Genomic DNA, 613 nt, shown 5'->3' with positions numbered 1-613 from the left:
GCTAAAATAGTATTTCTTAAAAATGGATACAAAGAATGGGAAGGCTCTAAGGATAATATCTTCCAAACAGATAACGAAGCTGTAACTGATTTTGTGTATTCTTCTGAGCTCTTCAAAAAAGTACGAAAAGCCTACTTACAAGAGCATAACAAATAAGATATCAAAAAAACAAAAAGAGAGAGACGCTATATTGTAGCGTCTCTCTTTTTTATTATTCACTTTTCTCTTTCACTGGTAAAAAGAAAGCACGAGGTTGGGCTCTAAAAGCACGCCACACACAGCCTGCTAAGTGCTTCAATTCTGAAAGAGGTACTTCGCGCGAACGCAAGGCTATCCAAAGCGAGAGCAGAAAGCTCACTATAAAATTGCCAAAGCCTATAATACCAATCCCCAATATACACCAAATAATATTCTCAAGGCTAATAATAAAATCTACCCCATAAAGTCCATAGGCTAAGTTACCACTGGCAAAGGTAATATGCCGAATGTCAATCGGTAGCTTAAAAAAATCACCAACAACCCAAGCACTCCCCATAAATACCCCAAACCATATATTAGAAACCACTGAAGGCCACTTCTGCTGCATCCAGTTAGCCACCCGTTGCATACGCTT

Annotated in this window: 1 protein-coding gene; it reads right to left on the bottom strand. The window is 38.7% G+C overall.

Annotation, left to right across the window (positions count from 1 at the left end; all coding sequences use genetic code 11):
• Positions 1 to 211 precede the first annotated feature (211 nt).
• Positions 212 to 613 (bottom strand): hypothetical protein (locus tag HMPREF9441_RS17075; RefSeq protein WP_008623452.1); only part of this gene is annotated, 402 nt, incomplete at its 5' end.

Source organism: Paraprevotella clara YIT 11840, from assembly GCF_000233955.1.
GTDB classification, from domain to species: domain Bacteria; phylum Bacteroidota; class Bacteroidia; order Bacteroidales; family Bacteroidaceae; genus Paraprevotella; species Paraprevotella clara.
The sequence above is the reverse complement of the archived record's forward strand: the minus strand, read 5'-3'. Positions and strand labels throughout refer to the sequence as shown.